Annotated in this window: 14 protein-coding genes; 5 read left to right on the plus strand and 9 right to left on the minus strand. The window is 71.6% G+C overall.

What is annotated here, in order from left to right; all coding sequences use genetic code 11:
• Positions 1-112 precede the first annotated feature (112 nt).
• Together ACSC1Q_RS12270 and ACSC1Q_RS12275 are read right to left on the minus strand one after the other, a co-directional pair.
• Complete coding sequence (locus ACSC1Q_RS12270; protein ID WP_436758789.1) at positions 113-1,141, minus strand: acyltransferase family protein; 1,029 nt, start codon at positions 1,139-1,141, stop codon at positions 113-115.
• Positions 1,142-1,394: 253 nt separating this feature from the next.
• Positions 1,395-2,201: an SDR family NAD(P)-dependent oxidoreductase gene (locus ACSC1Q_RS12275; protein WP_436758790.1), complete on the minus strand. Its 807-nt coding sequence runs from the start codon at positions 2,199-2,201 to the stop codon at positions 1,395-1,397.
• A gap of 119 nt (positions 2,202-2,320) precedes the next feature.
• Here ACSC1Q_RS12275 and ACSC1Q_RS12280 point away from each other — a divergent pair, with 119 nt between their 5' ends.
• The 4 genes from ACSC1Q_RS12280 to ACSC1Q_RS12295 all read left to right on the plus strand — a co-directional run bounded on the left by ACSC1Q_RS12280 (position 2,321) and on the right by ACSC1Q_RS12295 (position 6,278).
• Positions 2,321-4,903, plus strand: a complete 2,583-nt coding sequence (locus tag ACSC1Q_RS12280) for a sensor histidine kinase (RefSeq protein ID WP_436758791.1) — start codon at positions 2,321-2,323, stop codon at positions 4,901-4,903.
• A complete protein-coding gene (locus tag ACSC1Q_RS12285) occupies positions 4,900-5,307 on the plus strand; it encodes a roadblock/LC7 domain-containing protein (protein WP_329088690.1) in 408 nt (135 codons plus the stop codon). Before ACSC1Q_RS12280 ends, ACSC1Q_RS12285 begins: the two co-directional genes overlap by 4 nt.
• A 67-nt stretch (positions 5,308-5,374) precedes the next feature.
• Complete coding sequence (locus ACSC1Q_RS12290; RefSeq protein WP_362689693.1) at positions 5,375-5,722, plus strand: DUF742 domain-containing protein; 348 nt, start codon at positions 5,375-5,377, stop codon at positions 5,720-5,722.
• Positions 5,703-6,278 (plus strand): GTP-binding protein, encoded by a 576-nt coding sequence (locus ACSC1Q_RS12295; RefSeq protein WP_436758792.1) that lies wholly within the window; start codon positions 5,703-5,705, stop codon positions 6,276-6,278. Before ACSC1Q_RS12290 ends, ACSC1Q_RS12295 begins: the two co-directional genes overlap by 20 nt.
• A 379-nt stretch (positions 6,279-6,657) precedes the next feature.
• Here ACSC1Q_RS12295 and ACSC1Q_RS12300 read toward each other — a convergent pair whose 3' ends face one another.
• The 6 genes from ACSC1Q_RS12300 to xylA form a co-directional block, all read right to left on the minus strand.
• Positions 6,658-7,032 carry a DUF742 domain-containing protein gene (locus ACSC1Q_RS12300; protein ID WP_436758793.1) on the minus strand — a complete coding sequence of 125 codons (375 nt, stop codon included), beginning with the start codon at positions 7,030-7,032 and terminating at the stop codon, positions 6,658-6,660.
• Positions 7,029-7,418: a roadblock/LC7 domain-containing protein gene (locus tag ACSC1Q_RS12305; RefSeq protein WP_350975632.1), complete on the minus strand. Its 390-nt coding sequence runs from the start codon at positions 7,416-7,418 to the stop codon at positions 7,029-7,031. The genes ACSC1Q_RS12300 and ACSC1Q_RS12305 overlap by 4 nt, the downstream gene beginning before the upstream one ends.
• Positions 7,419-7,493: 75 nt before the next feature.
• Positions 7,494-9,752 carry a sensor histidine kinase gene (locus ACSC1Q_RS12310; protein ID WP_436758794.1) on the minus strand — a complete coding sequence of 753 codons (2,259 nt, stop codon included), beginning with the start codon at positions 9,750-9,752 and terminating at the stop codon, positions 7,494-7,496.
• 141 nt (positions 9,753-9,893) lie between these two features.
• Positions 9,894-10,544, minus strand: coding sequence for a DUF998 domain-containing protein (locus ACSC1Q_RS12315; protein WP_436758795.1), 651 nt, complete (start codon positions 10,542-10,544; stop codon positions 9,894-9,896).
• Between the two features lie 245 nt (positions 10,545-10,789).
• Entirely contained in the window at positions 10,790-12,169 is a 1,380-nt protein-coding gene (gene xylB / locus ACSC1Q_RS12320; RefSeq protein ID WP_436758796.1) for a xylulokinase, read from the minus strand.
• On the minus strand, positions 12,166-13,317 hold the full coding sequence (gene xylA, locus ACSC1Q_RS12325) for a xylose isomerase (protein ID WP_436758797.1): 1,152 nt from the start codon (positions 13,315-13,317) through the stop codon (positions 12,166-12,168). The genes xylB and xylA overlap by 4 nt, the downstream gene beginning before the upstream one ends.
• A gap of 78 nt (positions 13,318-13,395) precedes the next feature.
• On the opposite strand from xylA, the gene ACSC1Q_RS12330 reads away from it, so the two are divergent.
• Positions 13,396-14,547: an ROK family protein gene (locus tag ACSC1Q_RS12330; RefSeq protein ID WP_436758798.1), complete on the plus strand. Its 1,152-nt coding sequence runs from the start codon at positions 13,396-13,398 to the stop codon at positions 14,545-14,547.
• A 97-nt stretch (positions 14,548-14,644) separates the two neighbouring features.
• Here the strand turns inward: ACSC1Q_RS12330 and ACSC1Q_RS12335 are convergent, their stop codons facing one another.
• On the minus strand, positions 14,645-15,106 hold the full coding sequence (locus ACSC1Q_RS12335; protein WP_436758799.1) for a MarR family winged helix-turn-helix transcriptional regulator: 462 nt from the start codon (positions 15,104-15,106) through the stop codon (positions 14,645-14,647).
• Positions 15,107-15,148 lie beyond the last annotated feature (42 nt).

Raw genomic sequence — 15,148 nt, forward strand, 5'->3', positions numbered from 1 at the left:
AGGCTGACCTGCTCTGAGTCCGGCCGGTCCCGAATCCGGCTGCCGCGCCCCTGGCGGTTCGGTTCTCCCAGCCCGGGTTCTCCCAGCGGAGGTTCGCTCAGCCCGGGTTCGCTCAGCCTGGTTTTCTCAATTTGGTGAAGGCCCAGCTCATGCGGGGCTCGACCGCCCAGCGGGTGGCGCGCCGCACCGGCGCCGTACACAGCAGGGCGGCGAGCCCGACACCGAAGAGCGCCACGGCCGCGACCCCCGGCACGGTCTGGGACCAGTCGCCGTAGAACCGCTCGGCGACCTTCACCACCAGGCCGTGGAGGAGGTAGGCGTACATGGTCGCCATGCCGAGCCCGGAGTACCAGGTGCGCCTGGACGGGGTGATCGCCAGGAACGCGGCGACGAGCAGTGTCCCGGCGGCCAGCATGCCCAGGCGGATCAGGCTGCCGGTGAGGTCGTCCACCCCGATCACGTCGTTGGCGTGCCGCCAGCGGATCCACTCGGTCTTCACGGAGGTGTGCACGGCGAGCGCCAGGGCCGCTCCGGCGACGAGGGTGACCGCGCCCGCGACCCGGACCCACCGCCTCTTGAGCCACTCGAAGTGCTCGGGCCGCAGCATGAGCCCGAGCACGTAGAACGGGAGCAGGCCGAGGGTGCGGTTCATCGACAGCTCGTCGGGGAGCCTGCTCATCCCCGACAGCAGCGACAGTCCCACCGCGACCACCAGCGGCCACCGCAGCTGCTGCCAGACCGGTGTGGACAGCCGCCACAGGAACAGCGACATCAGGAACCAGGTCAGGTAGTACGGGTCGAGGAGGCTGATGTCGAGCTTGCCGTACAGGAGGAGGCGGGGCAGCGAGTAGATCAGCTCGAAGATCACGTACGGGACGGCGAGGGTGCTGATCAGCTTGCGCGCCTTGCCCGACCCGAAGGTGAAGTTCCGCGACAGATAGCCGCTGAGCACGATGAACAGCGGCATGTGGAACGTGTACACGAAGAAGTAGGCGGCGTGCGCGACCGGGACGTCCCGCAGGTCCTCGATCAGGTGGCCGGACACGACCAGGGTGATCGCCAGGAACTTGGCGTTGTCGAAGAACGGGTCCCTGTCCGCGGCGGCCGGGAGGACGACCCGCAGCGGGGTTGTGACGCTCACAGCCCCGGACGGTAACCGGACCCGCCCAACACCCGGCGAACGGCCGGTGACGCGCGGGGAAATCCCCGCCGCGAACCACGGCATCAGGCGCCCGCGAGCAACCGGGCGCTCAAGGACGGCTGGACGCCCACGCGCAGCCGGACGCCCAGCCCAGGGACGGCGGAAACGCCCTGGCGCCCACGGACACATGCGCGTATCCGTGGGCGCCAGGGCGGACGTCGTCGTCGTGCCGCGCGAGCGGTCACGCGCACAGTCACTCGACGGCGGCGGCGCTCGCGTCCCAGAGGGCTCGGGCCAGCGCGGGGTCGCGCATTCCCCGGGGGACGGCGGCGGGGGCGCTCTTGGCGAAGTAGCGGCCCGGATGGGCGGCGCCGTCCGGGTGGGTGGCGAGGTGGACCATGGTGCTCGCGCCCTCCTCGACGGTCTGGCCCATGCCGGGCACGTTCTTCACCATCCACATCATGAACGTCGACGGGGCGAACTCGGTCTTGATCACACCGGGATGGAAGCAGGTCGCGGTCACCTCGGTGTCCTGGAGGCGCCGGGCCAGCTCCACCGTGAAGAGGGCGCCCGCCTGCTTGGAGTCCCCGTACTGGAGCCAGCCGTTCCAGCGCCGTCGCTCGCGGTCGAGGTCGGACGGGTCGAGGCGCCCGGTCTTGCCCGCGCGGGAGGTCGTGGTGATCACTCGTCCCGTGACCCGTTCGAGCAGCAGGTTCGTCAGGAGGAAGGGGGCCAGGTGGTTGACCTGGATCATCGTCTCGTGGCCGTCGCGCGTGAGCGTGCGCTCGGTGGTCATGACGCCCGCGTTGTTGACGAGGATGTCGATCCGTTCGTAGCGGGACAGCAGTTCCGCCGCCAACCTTCGTACATCATCCAAAAGGGTGTAATCGCAGGTAAACGTATCTGGAAGGGACCCGGAGACCGCCTTCACCCTTTCCGCCACGCGCGCTGTCTTGTCGGGATTACGGCCGACCAGAACTACCTTCTGCCCGCGTCTCGCGAGCTCCACCGCAGCGGCTTCGCCAATTCCGGCACTAGCCCCGGTAATCACACTAATCATCAGATCCTCCACTGCGCAAAAACCTTATTCGGTGCTAGTCTCCTGTGCGATCTTCGGAGGCGTATCCATCCCTAAACCGGCACGAGCCTCCACACGCTCAGGGGTTGGGACGAGTGGACATGAGCTCTAGAAACCGCTCGATTCGGTTCAAGATTTTCCTGCTGTTGCTCCTGCCGCTGCTGTCGCTGAGCGCGCTCTGGGGCTTCGTACTCAACCTGACCGTCGGTGACGGCATCGCGCTCCTGCGGGCGAACACCTTCTACCAGACGGTGGGCGTCACCTCCACGGAGCTTGGCCTTCAGCTCCAGGCCGAGCGGACGCTGGCGTCGGTGGCGATCAGCTCCCGGGTCCTCACCAGCGGGATGGGCGAGCAGCGCGCCCGCACCGACCGCGCGGTCGAGGGGTTCAGGGGAGCCGCCGCCGGTGACCATTCCGACAGTCCGGAACTCGGCAAGTCGCTGGACGAGCTGGTCCGCCAGCTCGACAGGCTCCCGAGCGTCCGCTCCGGCGTCGACAGCGGGCAGCACTCGCGTCTCGGCGTGCTGTCGAACTACAACCAGATCCTCGACGCGGTCTTCCAGGTGTACGACCAGATGGTCGCGGTGCCCGACCTCTCGATCTTCCAGCAGGCCGCGGCCATGCAGGGGATGGGCAACGCCCACGAGATGGTCGCAAGGGAGGACGCGCTGATCAGCGGGGCGCTGATCGACTACCGGCTGTCCGAGGAGGAGCGCAGGGCCTTCGGCGAGTACGTCGCCACCCGGCGCTTCCTGCACACCAAGGGCGCGGCCGCGCTGGACTCCGAGCTGGGCGCGCAGTACCGCGACACCTTCGCCTCCACCGCCTTCGAGAAGTTCGCCAACCTGGAGAAGGCCATCGCCGGGTCGTCCGGCGGCCGGCTCGCCCCCGAGGCGAGCACGTGGAAGGCGACCACGAACGCGCTCTCGACCTGGCTCGACCAGGTCAACCTCGCCGCCTCCAAGAAACTGGCGGGCCGGGCCCAGGACGTCGCCACCGGCGTCATGGCCCGGATCCTGATCGCCGGCGGCGTCGGCCTGATCGCGGTGGTGGCGTCGATCATCATCTCGGTCCGCTTCGGCCGCCGCCTCGCCACCGAGCTGGCCGGGCTCCGCTCGGCCGCCCTGGACCTGGCGGACGTGCGGCTCCCCCGCGTCGTGGACCGCCTGCGACGCGGCGAGGACGTCGACGTACGGGCCGAGGCTCCGCCGATCCAGGCGGGCGGCTCGACAGAGGTGCACGACGTGGCCCACGCGTTCGGCTCGGTGCAGCGCACCGCCGTGGAGGCCGCCGTCGGCCAGGCCAACCTGCGGCGCGGTGTCAGCCAGGTCTTCGTGAACCTGGCCAGGCGCAAGCAGAGCCTGCTCCACCGCCAGCTCACCCTGCTCGACAGCATGCAGCGCCGGGCGACCGACCCCGACAGCCTTGAGGACCTGTTCCGGCTGGACCACCTGACCACCCGCATGCGGCGGCACGCGGAAGGCCTGATCATCCTGTCCGGCGCGGCGCCCGGCCGGACGTGGCGCAAGCCGGTGCCCGTGATCGACGTGCTGCGGGCCTCGATCGCCGAGGTCGAGGACTACACCCGGGTCAACGTGCTGCCGGTGCCCGACGTCTCGCTCGACGGGGCCGCGGTCGCCGACATCACCCACCTGGTGGCCGAGCTGATCGAGAACGCCACGATCTACTCGCCGCCGCAGACCACGGTGACCGTACGCGGAGACGTGGTGGCCAACGGGTTCGCCGTCGAGGTCGAGGACCGCGGCCTGGGCCTGAGCACCGTGGAGTACGCGGCGATCAACGAGCGGCTGGCCAGCCCGCCGGAGTTCGACCTGGCGGACAGCGACAGGCTCGGCCTGTTCGTGGTGGGCCAGCTCGCCTCCCGGCACGGCGTCCAGGTCATCCTGCGCGGCTCGCCGTTCGGCGGCACCACGGCCATCGTCCTCATCCCCCGCTCGGTGATCGCCCAGCAGGAGTCGCCGCTCGCCCTCACCGTGGAGCGGACGTCCTTCACCGCCGAGCGCGTCCCCGGGCGCCAGAAGGAGATGTTCGAGCCCGCCCCGCCCGGCGCGCTCGCCCCTCCCGCCGGAGGCAACGGCCTCCCGCGCAGGACGAGGCAGGCCTCCCAGAACCAGCCGGGCCACACGGGCCAGCCCGCCCAGCAGAACCAGCCGGACCAGTCCGCCGCCCCGTCCCTCAGCGTGGTGACCGACCTGCCCGCCCGTACCCCGTCCCCGGATCAGGCGGGGCAGCCGCCCGCGGGCTGGGAGACGGGCCACGAGACGGGCTGGGGCGCGGCGGCGCGCGAGGCCCCGCTCAGCGCGCCCTTCCCGGCGTCGCCCCAGGGACCGCCCCAGGCGCCCCGTGAGTCCCACGAGACGCCTCGCGACACTCTGGCCCGGGAGAAGGGCGGCAACGGCGGTCCGACGCGTCAGACGGCCACACAGCCCCCCACGGGGCCGGGCGGCCTGCCTCGCCGGGTCCGGCAGGCGAACCTGGCGCCTCAGCTCCGCCAGGAGTCCGAGCCGGCCGAGCCGGAGCCGAGGGCGGACCACGGCGAGGAGCGTTCGCCGGACGAGGTCCGCGCGCTGTTCTCCGCCTTCCAGGCGGGGGCGCGACGCGGGCGCGAGGAGCAGGACAATGACTTCGCGCACCATACGACAGGCGACAAGGGGGACAAGTGACCGGGAAATTGACCAACACCGGCGAGCTGAACTGGCTCCTCGACGACCTGACCACCAGGGTGGGCGCGGTGCGCCAGGCGGTGATCCTCTCCACCGACGGGCTGGCCGTCGGATTCTCGAAGGGGCTCCTGCGCGAGGACGCCGAGCATCTGTCCGCGGTCGCCGCCGGATTCCAGAGCCTGGCGCGCGGCGCGGGACGCCACTTCGGCGGCGGTGAGGTGCGCCAGACCATCGTGGAGATGGAGTCGGCGTTCCTCTTCGTCACCGCCGCCGGTCAGGGGACCTGCCTGGCCGTGCTGAGCAGTTCCGACGCCGACGTCGGCCACATCGCGTACGAGATGGCGATGCTGGTCAAGCGGGTCGGCCAGCACATCTCCACCAATCCACGCCAGGGTCTCTCGTGAACGAGGGAACGGGGGGCCGCGTCGTCGACGGACCGTTGGACCCCCGATCCCGGTGCCGGAGGTCCGGATGACGAACTGGATGGACGAGGAGGCCGGACCGGTCGTCCGGCCGTACGCGCTCATCGGGGGCCGCACCCGCTCCTCCGGTGACAAGCTGGACCTGGTCGCGATGGTCACCTCGACTCGCGGCGCTCCGTCCGGGGGATTCGTCCCAGGCCCCGAACAGGAACGCATCCTCGCCATGGTCACCACTCCGACCTCGGTCGCCGACGTCGCCTCGGACCTCAACCTGCCGCTCGGCGTGGTCAGGGTCCTTCTCGGCGACCTGCAGGACCACAAGCTCATCTCGATCGGGCGCGCCTCCGCGAGCGAGCGCATTCTCAAGGAAGTGATCAATGGACTTCGGGCCCTCTGACGAACCCGTCGCCCTCAAGATTCTCATCGCGGGTGGCTTCGGAGTCGGCAAGACCACGCTGGTGGGCGCCATCAGCGAGATCCGGCCGCTCCGCACCGAGGAGATCCTCTCCGACCGCGGTATCGGCATCGACGACGTCGACGGCGTCGAGGGCAAGACCACCACCACGGTCGCGATGGACTTCGGCCGCATCACGATCAGGGAGGGCCTGGTCGTCTACCTGTTCGGCACGCCGGGCCAGGAGCGGTTCTGGTTCATGTGGGACGAGCTGTCCTACGGCGCGCTGGGCGCCGTGGTGCTCGCCGACACCCGGAGGCTCACCGACTGCTTCCCCTCCATCGACTACTTCGAGCAGCGCGGCACGCCGTTCATCGTGGCCGTCAACTGCTTCGACGGCGCCGACCGGCACGAGGCGGAGGACGTACGCGTCGCCCTGGACCTCGACGTGGACGTGCCGGTGCTGCTCTGCGACGTGCGGCGCCGCGTATCGGCGAAGACGGTGCTCGTGACGCTCGTGGAGCACTCCCTGAGGGTGCTGACGGCCAGCCAGAGCTGAGGATCGGGCCGGGGCGCGCCCGGCCCCGCGGGGTGCGCCACCGCTCGGGCACCACGGCCGGGGAGCGGGTACGCCACCGGCTCGGGACACCGCGGTCAGGACAGGACTCGGGACACCGCGGTCAGGACAGGAAACGAGCGCGTCACCGGACACCGCGGTCGGGAAACGAACGCGTCGCCGCTCGGACACACCACGGCTCGGAAGCTACCGACTGGAAACGGGCACGCCGACCCGGGCGCCATGGCCGGGGAGCGGGTGCGCGCCCGCCGTCGGGGGCGCGAGCACGGGTGCTGTGTTCTCGGCGTTCTCTGTGCCCTCTGTGCCCTCTGCGCCCTCGGCGTCCTTCCCCGCCGCCGGGGACGCGGGAGGTGTCACAGTGTCACAGCGCCCGCAGGCCGCTGATCAGTTCCTTCAGGAGGCTCTCCGGGGGCATGGAGGCGGCGGGCAGCGGCGGCCGCACCAGGATCAGGCCCTGGTCCAGCAGGTCGCCCAGGAGGACCTTGATCACGCCGACCGGCAGTCCCGCGTCCGAGGCGATCTCCACGATCGGGCGGGCCCGCCTGACCAGGTTGAGCAGCCGCCGGTGCTCGGAGCCCAGGTTCGCCCCGGGGCCGGCCGGCACCCCGGTCGCCACCGCCATCGCGAGCAGGTCGAACGAGGACGACGACGCCCGGGTGCGCCCGCCGGTCATCGCGTAGGGGCGGACGACGGGACCGGCCTCCTCGTCGACCCACTCGACGTCGTCGTCCTTCATTGGCCGGCCACCCGGGGGCCGGTGGCCAGGTGCTGACCTACGCGGGTGACCAGGCGGGCCATCTCGTAGGCGATCAGGCCCACGTCGGCGGCGCCGGTGGTCATGACCGACAGGCAGCTTCCCTGACCGGCGGAGGTGACGAAGAGGAACGCGGCGTCCATCTCCACCATCGTCTGGCGTACGGCACCGCCGCCGAACTGCAGGCTGGTGCCCTTGGCGAGGCTCTGGAAGCCGGAGGCCACCGCGGACAGGTGTTCGGCGTCCTCCTTGCTCAGCCCTCGCGACGAGGCCATCATCAACCCGTCGTTGGACAGGATCAGCGCGTGCGAGACGTCCGCCACACTCGTGACGAAGTCATCCAGAAGCCAATAAAGCTCACCCGGCACGTGGTTAAACCCCTTCCCCTCTGATGATCTCGCTGGTCGCCGGCCCCCACCGGCTCGGTGAATTCGTTTCCCGGCTCATCGCCTGGCGCCGCCGTCCTCGTCGCCGCGGCCGCGCCGCCACCCGGACTGCAGGGCGCTCATCAGCGCCCTCGCCTCCTCGGGCGACCGTCCCTCGACCTCGACCTCGGCCCCGGCTCCGGTCCCGGGAGAGACGGGCGAGCTGGACTCCTGGGCCTGGCGCGGCGACGGCATGTTCGCCTGCCGCACCCGGCGGGGCAGCCCGTCTCCACCGCGCCGCAGCGGCTTCCACAGGTCCGCGGGGATCGGGACCTCGCCCGAGGAGTCGCCGGGCCGGTCCACCCGCTCCACGACGGTCCCGGTGTGCTGCCCGGCGGACTCGGACCGCACGCTGATGACGGTGAGCACCGGCGGCTCCAGGGGCTCCTCGACGGGCTCGGGGTCTCCGAGCAACTGCTCGGGGATGAGGACGACCACCCCGGTACCGCCGTACGGCGAGGCGCGCAGCGCCACCTCGACCCCGTACCTGGCGGCCAGCAGCCCGACCACGGAGAAGCCGAGCCGGTCGGTCTCCGCCGGGTCGAACTCAGGCGGGCTGGCCAGGCGCTCGTTGATCGCGGCGCGCTTGTCGTCGGTCAGCCCGAGCCCCCTGTCCTCGATCTCGACCGCGAAGCCCCGCCCGACGAGCTCGCCGCGGACCGCGACCTGGCTGCCCGGCGGGGAGAAGACCGTGGCGTTCTCCAGGATCTCGGCGAACAGGTGCATCATGTCGGCGACGGCGTTGCCGACCAGGGTGGTGCCGCCCGTCGGGAAGATCCGCACCCGGGCGTAGTCCTCGACCTGGGCGGCGGCGCCGCGCAGCACGTCCTCCATCGGCACCGACGAGCGCCACTTGCGGCCCGCCGCCCCGCCGGACAGGATCACCAGGCCCTCGGCGTGGCGGCGCATGCGGGTGGTGAGGTGGTCGAGCTTGAAGAGGTTATCCAGCGCCTCGGGGTCCTCCGCCTGCTTCTGCATGCCGTCGAGCATCTTGAGCTGGCGCTGCAGCAGCGACTGGCTCCGGCGGGCGAGGTTGCGGAAGGCCTGGGAGACGCCCTCGCGCAGCCTGGCCTGCTCCACGGCGGCGTCCACGGCGCTGCGCTGGACGCTGTTGAAGGCGTCGGCGACGTCGTGGATCTCGGCCGTGCTGCCCGACGGCCTGAGCGCGGGCGCCTCGGCCTCCACGTCCACCCTGTCGCCGCGGCGCAGCTTCTCCATCACCCTCGGAAGGCGCGCCTGCGCGAGCTCGATGGCGGCCCGCCGCACGGCGGCGAGCTCCTTGGTGATCCCGCTGCCGATCCGGTAGGAGACCAGGATCGACGCGACGACCGCGATGAGGCCGAGCACGCCGATGACGCCGGCGCGGACGAAGACCCCGACGGCCGCGGGCGTGGCCTGCTCGACGAGCGCGGGGGCGGCCGCGGTGAGGGACCGCTGATAGGCGGCGTCCAGCGCGTCGCCGGCGGCGCGCCAGTCGGTGGACCGCACCTCCGCGCCGGTCAGGATGTGGTTCTCCAGCGTGATGAAGCGGGCGTACGTCGAGGAGGCGATCATGTCCGAGAAGGGGGCGCGCAGCCCGGGCTCCAGCTCGGGGAGCGCCTGCTCCATGAGGAAGATCCGGTTGGCGGAGAGCCGGGTGAACAGCCGCATCTCGCTCGGCGTCATCTTGCTCCCGAGCGCCAGCGAGCCCGCGGCGAGTGCCCGCTCGCGGCTGAGCAGGTCCATGGCGTGGTTGATCGTCGTGATGGCGCGCGACTGGCGGTAGAGCGGGAGGTCGTTGCTGAGGCTCAGGGTGTTGAAGAGCCGTCGCAGGGCGTCCGGCAGCCTGGCGAACTCCTCGGAGAGTCCCACCGGGCCGATCCGCCCCGAGTCGACCCTGGCGCGGATCATGTCGAGCGCGCCCACCTGCCGCATCAGCTCGTCGTGGCGCGTCCTCATCTCCTCGGACATCGCCCCCTGCGCCGTGTCCCCGCTCGTCTGCTGGCGCAGCCGCGTGCGGGCCTGGTCGGTGACCGAGCGCTGTCCCGCGAGGGTGTCGCGGTCCGCGTCCGAGCGGGTGGCCAGGTACTCGGCCGACAGGATGTGCTCACGCTGGACCGCGGCGCCCAGGTCTCCCGCGGGCTTGGCGACGGTGTCGTACAGCGTGCCGACGGAGAGCAGGCTCACCGAGTCGCCGACCGTCACGACCGTCGCGAATCCCCACAGCGCCACCAGCGATGCGAGCGGGATGACCAGCAGCACCGAGACCTTGAACCGGATGGACCTGCTCGCTGCCATGTCACCTCAACGGCTCGCTCTCGGAGCGCCAGGGGGAGCCCCGGACGATCTCTAGATCGCCGACGAGAATAGCACTGGCGGCTCCTGCTATTTGTAGCCTATTCGTGACATGTCGTGAAAGAGTTTTCAGAAGTGAGTGATTCACCCCAGAGCGGCGCGTGATGCGGGAGCGGCGGCCCGTGCCCAGGTCAGTCGCGCGAGCCGGACGGCCAGCATCCCGATCAGCGCGACCTCGGTGCCGAGCAGGGTCCACTCGACGAGACCGGCGAGCACCCCGTCCCCGGGAAGCATCACGTAGGTGAGCGCCAGCAGCCCGAACCCCCCGGCCAGCGTCAGCCACTCCAGCGGCCTGGCCACCGGCCGCCACCGCTCGTCCTCGCCGAACCGCGCCACCGTCAGGCCACCCGCCGCGGGCACCGCGGCCAGCACGGCGAGCGACACGTAGCGGTACGCCTGGGAGAAGAGGTCCGTCCCCGTACCGGGGAGCGCCGCGGGCACCACCGCGAGCACGACGAGCCCCACGCCCCAGGCCAGCATCAGCCGCTCGGCCAGGACACCCACCGGCGCCTCCACGGCCCGCAGCCCGGCGACCACCGCGAAGGCCGCGATCCCCAGCGACACCATCGCGAGCCCGGTGGCTCCGGTGCGGTCCAGCGCGGCGTACTCACTGATCGTCAGATCGAGCGGGTTCGCGTAGGGAACCGGGTCGGCCTGTCCGGCGGCCACGGCCGCGGCGGCCACGACGAGTCCGGCACATGCGATCAGGGGGTAGAGCCTCTTCGACGCGAGCATGGGCTAAGACTGTCCTCCAGAGGAGGTTTCAGACATCCGGCGGCGCCCCTGATCCAACCCTGAGCCACCCCTGAGACGCCCCGCCCGGGACGTCCGGCCCGTCGCCACGTGATGGCGCGCCCCGCCCTCCGACGGGACACGCGTCGGGCGGGACACGCGGTCAGACGTCGGGCGGGGCACGCGGTCAAACGGGGCACACGGTCGGGCGAGGGCGCGCGACCGTGTGCCCGTGGCTCAGCGGAGGCTCAGCGGAGGCCGCGGACCTCGGCGTAGCGGGCCCTGACCTCCGGTGCGGGATCGGCCTCGTAGTGCTCGGCCTTGCCCGCCTCCCACTCCGGGGGCTCGTCGCCGCCGAGCAGCCAGGCGGCCTGCCTCGCCGCCCCGTCCGCGACGTACTCCCCGGGCTCGGGGACCACCACCGGCCGTCCGAAGACCGCGGGGGCGATCCGCCGTACGGCCTCCGACCTGGCGCCTCCGCCGATGAGCAGGACCCTGGCCGGGTCTAGCCCGAGGGCGTCGAAGGCGTCGGCGAGATGGCAGAGCATGCCCTCCACCGCCGCCCTGGCGAGGTGCGCCGGGGTGGAGGTGGCGAGCGTCAGCCCGTGCAGCGAGCCCGTGGCGGTGGGCAGGTTCGGGGTGCGCTCGCCCTCCAGGTACGGGACGTGGACGAGCCCTCCGGCCCCCGAGGGCGCCTGCAGGGCCAGCCTGCCGAGCTCGTCGAGACCGACCCCGAGGATCCGCGCGGCGGCGTCGAGCACCCTGGCCGCGTTGAGCGTGGCCACCAGCGGGAGGAACCGCCCCGTGGCGTCCGCGAACCCGGCCACGGAACCGGCCGGGTCCGCGCTCGGGGCCGAGGCGACCGCGAAGGCCGTCCCCGACGTGCCGATCGACACCACCACGTCCCCGGGCAGGGCGCCGACCCCGAGGGCCGCCGCCATGTTGTCGCCCGTGCCCGGCGCGAGCCGCACGCCCGCGCCGGAGACACCGGCCGCGGGCCGCACCTCGCCCGCGGAGTCGCGGGGACCCAGTACCTCGGGGAGCCCGGGTACGGAGCCGAAGGCCGTCCGGAGAAGGTCGGTCCGGTAGGCACCGGTCGCGGGCGACCAGTACCCGGTGCCCGACGCGTCGCCCCTGTCGGTGACGAACTCCCCGCCCAGACGCCAGGTGAGCCAGTCGTGCGGCAGGCACACCCTCGCCGTACGGCGGGCGGAGTCGGGCTCGTGCTCCGCGAGCCAGCGGAGCTTGGTCACCGTGAACGACGCGACCGGCACGCTGCCGACCGCCTCGGCCCACACCTCGGGACCGCCCAGTTCCCTCACCAGGTCGGCGGCGGCGTCGGCGGAACGGGTGTCGTTCCACAGCAGCGCCTTCCTGACGACGTCGCCGGACTCGTCCAGGCAGACCATGCCGTGCTGCTGCGCGCCGACGCTCAGGGCCTCGACGCCGTCCAGCCCGCCCGCTCGCGCGATCGCCTCCTGGAGCGCGTCCCACCAGGCCCCGGGGTCGACCTCGGTGCCCTCGGGGTGGGTCGCGCGACCCTGGCGGACCAGGGCGCCCGTGCGGGCGTCCCTGATCACCACCTTGCAGCTCTGGGTCGACGAGTCGACCCCGGCCACCAGCGTCATCCGCGGACTCCGAGGAGGTAGTCCATGGCGAGCTGGTTGAGACGCGTGAAGTGGAAGCCGCGCGCGGCCACCGCGTCGAGGTCGAACTCGTCGCGGTTGAGGTCGGCGATCGTCTCGCCGGGGGCGAGCGTGGGCTCGGAGAGCTCGGCGACCTTGCTCGCGGCGAGCGCCTCGGCGACCTCCGGGTCCGCGCGGAACGCCGCGACCTTCTCCTTCAGGATCAGGTACGTGCGCATGTTGGCCGCGGCGGAGACCCAGACGTCCTCGGAGTCCTCGGTGCGCAGCGGCTTGTAGTCGAAGTGCCTGGGGCCGTCGTAGCCGCCGTTCTCCAGCAGGTCGACCAGGAAGAAGGCGTTCTTCACGTCGCCGTGGCCGAAGATCAGGTCCTGGTCGTAGCGGGGGCCGTGCTGGCCGTTCAGGTCGATGTGGAAGAGCTTGCCGTGCCAGAGCGCCTGCGCGATGCCGTGCGCGAAGTTGAGCCCGGCCATCTCCTCGTGACCCACCTCGGGGTTGAGGCCGACGCGGTCGGAGTGCTCAAGCTCGTTGATGAACGCGAGCGCGTGGCCGATCGTCGGGAGCAGGATGTCGCCCCGCGGCTCGTTCGGCTTGGGCTCGATGGCGAACCTGATGTCGTAGCCCTGCTCGATCACGTACGAGGTGAGCACGTCCATGCTCTCCTTGTAGCGGCTGAGCGCGGCCCTGATGTCCTTGGCGGCCCCGGACTCCGCGCCCTCGCGCCCGCCCCAGCAGACGTAGGTGGTCGCGCCGAGCTCGGCGGCCAGGTCCACGTTGCGGATGACCTTGCGCAGCGCGTAGCGGCGCACGTCGCGGTCGTTGCTGGTGAACCCGCCGTCCTTGAAGACGGGGTGGGTGAACAGGTTCGTGGTGGCCATCGGGACCTTGAGCCCGGTCTCGGCCAGGGCCTTCTTGAAGTTCGCGATGGCCCTGTCACGGTCGGGCTCGACGGCGAGCAGGTCGTCGTCGTGGAAGGTGACGCCGTACGCGCCGAGCTCGGCGAGCCTGTGCACGCTCTCCGCCGGGTCCAGCGGGGGGCGGGAGGCGTCCCCGAAGGGGTCGCGGGCCTGCCAGCCGACGGTCCACAGCCCGAAGGTGAAGCGGTCTTCGGGCTTGGGGGTGTAGGCGCTCATCTTCGTTCCTCCGATTTAATCCACTTTATGGACTTAATATGGATTGAGGTGGTGGGATCGTCAAGAGGTGGATGTTCCATGACACAGGCCGTACGCCACAATTCGATGCGCGCCCGCAATCTCGGGGTGGTCCTCGGCGAGGTCCGCAGGAGCGGCCCGGTCACCCGGGCGGCGCTGGCCGAGATCACCGGACTGACCAAGACGACGGTGTCGAAGATGGTCGGCGACCTGATCGAGGCGGGCATGGTCACCGAGTCGGGAGCGCTCAGGGACGGCGAGCGGGGGCGGCCGGGCACGGCCGTCGCGCTCAGCGGGCGGCGGGTCGCCGCGCTCGGCCTGGAGATCAACGTCGACTACCTGTCCGCCTGCGTGGTCGACCTCACCCTCGCGGTGCGGCTCAGATATACACAGGCTGTGGACAACCGTACGTCCTCGCCTGTGGAAACCCTTTCCCACCTGGAGGAACTCGCCCACAGGGCTGTGGACGAAGCCCGCGAGGAGGGTCTCTCCATCGCCGGATCGACCCTCGCGGTGCCCGGCCCCGTGGACGGGGGGCTGGTCCACACGGCCCCCAACCTCGGCTGGCACGACGTCCGCGTCTCCGACCTGCTCGGCTTCCCTATCGAGGTGGACAACGAGGCCAACCTCGCGGCCCTGGGCGAGCTCTGGTTCGGTTCCGTGCCCGGCGACTTCCTGCACGTGTCGGGGGAGATCGGCATCGGCGCGGGCCTGGTGGTCGGCGGGACCCTGTTCCGCGGCGCCCGCGGCCTCGCGGGGGAGCTGGGACACGTCGTCGTCTCCCCCGACGGCCCGGCCTGCCGCTGCGGCGGCCGGGGCTGCCTGGAGCAGTACGCCGGGCAGGACGCCCTGCTGAGGGCCGCCGGGCTCGCCGGGGTCCCCGACGGGGTGGCCACGCTGCTGGCCCACCTCCACGCGGGCGAGCGGGACTCGCTGGAGGCCTGCGAGCGCGCCGGCCAGGCACTCGGCGTCGCCCTCACCTCGGCGGTGCACCTGATGGACCCGGGGACCATCGTGCTGGGCGGGGTCTTCGCCCCGCTGTTCCCGTGGGTCCGGGGCCCGGCGCACGAGACGATGACCTCCCGGCTGGGCGTGATGCGCCGGGCCGTCCCCGAGCTGACCGTCTCACGCCTCGGCGGCGACGCCGCGACCCTGGGCGCCGCCGGACAGGTCATCCACCGGGTCATCGCCGACCCCTGGAGCCATCTGTAGCCGTCCGAGGACTCCTGCGCCTACGCCTGGAGCCCGCCCATGGCCGCTCAGGTGGGGAGATCGGGGTGGGCTTGGCGAGGCGTGACGTCCAGACCGCTCAGGCGGGGAGGTCAGGGTCGGGCTTGGCGAGGATGGCGGCGCAGATCGCGGCCAGCTGGACGACCTGCTCGGGGGCGAGGCGGTCGAACACGGTCTGCCGTACGGCCTCGACGTGGCCGGGGGCGGTGGCGGTGAGGACCGCGAGGCCCTGGTCGGTGAGGATCGCCCAGCTCACGCGTTTGTCCGTGTCGCACGGCTCACGCCGCACCCAGCCGCGCTCCTCCAGCCGCTTCACCGCGTGCGACAGGCGGCTCTGCGAGGAGTTGACCTCCGCCGCCAGCTCGCTCATCCGCATCGTGCGGCCCGGAGCCTCGGAGAGCTTCACCAGCACGGCGTAGTAGGCGTGCGGCATGCCGGAGTCCCGCTGCAGCTGCCGGTCCAGCTCCTCCTGGACGCGCTGCGAGGCGGCCAGGAACGCGCGCCAGGTGCGCTGCTCGTCGTCGTCCAGCCATCGCGTCACGCGCACAGCTTACTTGAACTCTCAAGCATGCGGAGGTAATCT

The sequence above is a fragment of the Streptosporangium heterodermiicola genome, assembly GCF_051390675.1.
In the GTDB taxonomy this organism is placed as follows: domain Bacteria; phylum Actinomycetota; class Actinomycetes; order Streptosporangiales; family Streptosporangiaceae; genus Streptosporangium.

Excerpts from the sequence above, each read along its gene's own strand:
- ACSC1Q_RS12315 (WP_436758795.1), bottom strand. The coding sequence starts at position 10,544 with ATGCTCGCGTCGAAGAGGCTCTACCCCCTGATCGCATGTGCCGGACTC.
- xylB (WP_436758796.1), bottom strand. The coding sequence starts at position 12,169 with ATGACGCTGGTGGCCGGGGTCGACTCGTCGACCCAGAGCTGCAAGGTG.
- ACSC1Q_RS12280 (WP_436758791.1), top strand. The coding sequence starts at position 2,321 with ATGAGCTCTAGAAACCGCTCGATTCGGTTCAAGATTTTCCTGCTGTTG.
- xylA (WP_436758797.1), bottom strand. The coding sequence starts at position 13,317 with ATGAGCGCCTACACCCCCAAGCCCGAAGACCGCTTCACCTTCGGGCTG.
- ACSC1Q_RS12330 (WP_436758798.1), top strand. The coding sequence starts at position 13,396 with ATGACACAGGCCGTACGCCACAATTCGATGCGCGCCCGCAATCTCGGG.
- ACSC1Q_RS12310 (WP_436758794.1), bottom strand. The coding sequence starts at position 9,752 with ATGGCAGCGAGCAGGTCCATCCGGTTCAAGGTCTCGGTGCTGCTGGTC.
- ACSC1Q_RS12290 (WP_362689693.1), top strand. The coding sequence starts at position 5,375 with ATGACGAACTGGATGGACGAGGAGGCCGGACCGGTCGTCCGGCCGTAC.
- ACSC1Q_RS12295 (WP_436758792.1), top strand. The coding sequence starts at position 5,703 with ATGGACTTCGGGCCCTCTGACGAACCCGTCGCCCTCAAGATTCTCATC.
- ACSC1Q_RS12300 (WP_436758793.1), bottom strand. The coding sequence starts at position 7,032 with ATGAAGGACGACGACGTCGAGTGGGTCGACGAGGAGGCCGGTCCCGTC.
- ACSC1Q_RS12275 (WP_436758790.1), bottom strand. The coding sequence starts at position 2,201 with ATGATTAGTGTGATTACCGGGGCTAGTGCCGGAATTGGCGAAGCCGCT.